We start from the raw sequence: 2,247 nt of genomic DNA on the forward strand, positions 1-2,247 counted from the left end.
CGAACGCTCAGGTCAACCAAGCCGTTCCGATGACACTGCTGGGGCCCGGCGTCACGCGACGCCGCGGCCAGCCGCGCGCGTAGCCTGTGCGGTAAAATACGCGCTTACGATCAACATTGCTGAGTGCCGAGAACATGCTGACCACTACAAGAGACTTTCTGGCGCGAGCGGCATCTCCAAGGATCGCGCCGCCGTCCTGAAAAACATTGCCCGAACTTATGTGGGTTTGGCCGGCCAACTCGATAGACTGGCGTCCCTCGCGAAAAACGAGCAGAGGTAAGGCGGCCTCAGCTGGCGGCTTAGTTGCCGAAGCTTTCGGATCATTTCAGAAGCTCGGCGGCGACCTCTCGATAATCTGCCGAGCTCTCTTCCATGCGCGGCGGTGGATCCTTAAGGGGCGCGCCTGTGGCTTCTCATTCGGCACCTTCCATTCGCCGTCGCGTTGTACGTGATGGGCGACGCTGATTTTGTGAGATACCTGCGTCAAGCGCAGAATTGCCTGGATGAGGCTGAAAAGGCGACGCGAGAGGTCGACAAGGAGGCGTGGCTGAAGCTCGGGGAAGAATGGATGGAGATGGCGCGCAAGGCTCAAAGGCAGAGGCCCCGCGAGCAGTAGGCTCGGCGGGAGGCGACAAAGGAACCGAATGTCTTTGGGCCCGTTACGAGTCGTCGTTAGCTAGTCAAGGAGGCCGTTGTGCCGAAACGCCGTAGAGTGAAGCAAACCCGCTCTCTTGAAGAACGAATGGCCGATCAGGCCGCCGAACTCAAAGAAAGGGCTCGCCAGTTGCCCGTTGGGGTGGAACGTGAAGCCCTGCTTAAGCGGGCCAGGATTGCCGAGACGGGCTCACATCTGAGCGACTGGTTACGTTCGCCGGGCTTGCAGCGGCCCAACTAAGACTTTCAGTTTGACACTTTGACTGGCCTCTTTCCGACCTCAGTTGCCCGATTTGACAAGAGCCCGCCAGATGGGCGGCCAGCCGTGAGCCGACCTCCTAAACCATCGCCACCAAATTAGCTTTTCAAGCAATTTGTTAATGACGGCCTACGCGGAGCTGGCTAAAGTTAAGCCTGTAAACCCTGCGGTTGGGACCCGTACGCACGACGCCGGTCATAACTCACCGTCGTCGGTTCAAGCAAACCCAATCCCTCGAAGCGCGCCTTGCCCAAGAAGCCGAACGTCTAAGAGAGCAAGCCAAGAAGCTCCCGCACGGCCTTGAGCGCGAAACCCTCTTACGCAAAGCCCGCCAAGTAGAGACCGGCTCGCATATGAGCGAGTGGCTGAGATCGCCCGGGCTGCAGCCGCCAACCTAGGTTGCTCTCGACTTGAGCGAGAAGGAGCCTACGAAGAAGCCTGCTGCTCAAAGGAGCAGGAGCGGCTAAAGGAGCCGCGCAAGATGATCGGCGAGGACATTGAGGAGCTGCGCGAGCTCATCTATAAATTTCGCCAGAAGTTGCATTGAGGTCGCTTCAGTTGCGATCTTTTTGAGCCGGTACCTTCCTATTCGCAGCCGCGTGTGCGCTGACAGGGCGCCTACGGCTGTGGTATAATCAGCTCAAGGGAAAGGTACGCGCGGCGGGGCGTGCTATGCGGGACTATCAAGCGCAATTAGAAAAGCTGCGGACAGACGCGACCGAGTGCAAGCTCATCAGCGATCTTGCCACTGACAAAGCCAAGCGGGACCTGTTCGATAGGCTGGCCAACCATCTCACGGTTCTTGCCGATCAGGCCGAGGCGGCCATGCTCGAACGCAAGGTCCGTGACGGAACTTAAACTAGCCCAATCTGCATGGACGCTCGTTCCGGTTAAGCGCATGGTCCTGTCTCAAGATCGCAAGGATCAGCATGACCGAGCGGCTTATTCAAGCGGGCATCGTCACGTAGGCAGCGTGAACGCTGGCCTTATCATTTGGTTGATTTTGGAGTTTTGAGGCCGCTTATGATGGCTTTCAGACTGCCGACCGAATAATAATTCCGGAACAGTTGTTCACTTGATACTTAGGAACATCGACACGGCCGCGGTGATTCGATGCTCCAAATGATTTTAATATAATGGCAGGGCTTGGTAGTGCGCTGATTGCCACCATCGTCATCCTGTTCGAGTGGCGCGCCTTGGTCGGGTACTGGCGCCTCAAGAGGCGAGAGCTGGCCCCGCAAATTCGGACAGTAGCTTGAGTGGATTTTCTGCCTGACAGCGGCGAGGATTCTTGCTGCGAATCAGGAGCGAAGATGACGAAGAAGAGCCGCCGG

At 57.6% G+C, this 2,247-nt stretch carries 6 protein-coding genes; 5 read left to right on the top strand and 1 reads right to left on the bottom strand.

Annotated features, from left to right (window positions below):
* The 5 genes from QJT78_RS50405 to QJT78_RS50425 all read left to right on the top strand — a co-directional run.
* A partial coding sequence (locus QJT78_RS50405; RefSeq protein WP_281460838.1) for a hypothetical protein occupies positions 1–280 on the top strand: 280 nt, incomplete at its 5' end.
* 462 nt (positions 281–742) lie between these two features.
* On the top strand, positions 743–895 hold the full coding sequence (locus QJT78_RS50410; RefSeq protein WP_249165097.1) for a hypothetical protein: 153 nt from the start codon (positions 743–745) through the stop codon (positions 893–895).
* A 215-nt stretch (positions 896–1,110) separates the two neighbouring features.
* Positions 1,111–1,311 (top strand): hypothetical protein, encoded by a 201-nt coding sequence (locus QJT78_RS50415; RefSeq protein WP_080586948.1) that lies wholly within the window; start codon positions 1,111–1,113, stop codon positions 1,309–1,311.
* A complete protein-coding gene (locus QJT78_RS50420; protein WP_038945911.1) occupies positions 1,275–1,460 on the top strand; it encodes a hypothetical protein in 186 nt (61 codons plus the stop codon). The genes QJT78_RS50415 and QJT78_RS50420 overlap by 37 nt, the downstream gene beginning before the upstream one ends.
* A 125-nt stretch (positions 1,461–1,585) precedes the next feature.
* Complete coding sequence (locus tag QJT78_RS50425; protein WP_038945910.1) at positions 1,586–1,771, top strand: hypothetical protein; 186 nt, start codon at positions 1,586–1,588, stop codon at positions 1,769–1,771.
* Between the two features lie 175 nt (positions 1,772–1,946).
* Here QJT78_RS50425 and QJT78_RS50430 read toward each other — a convergent pair.
* Positions 1,947–2,247: hypothetical protein (locus tag QJT78_RS50430; RefSeq protein ID WP_281460839.1), on the bottom strand; the 301-nt coding region annotated here is incomplete at its 5' end.

Source organism: Bradyrhizobium sp. Mp27, assembly GCF_029953005.1.
GTDB lineage: Bacteria > Pseudomonadota > Alphaproteobacteria > Rhizobiales > Xanthobacteraceae > Bradyrhizobium > Bradyrhizobium barranii.

Coding starts and splice junctions, on each gene's coding strand:
- QJT78_RS50410 (WP_249165097.1), top strand. CDS start 743: ATGGCCGATCAGGCCGCCGAACTCAAAGAAAGGGCTCGCCAGTTGCCC.
- QJT78_RS50425 (WP_038945910.1), top strand. CDS start 1,586: ATGCGGGACTATCAAGCGCAATTAGAAAAGCTGCGGACAGACGCGACC.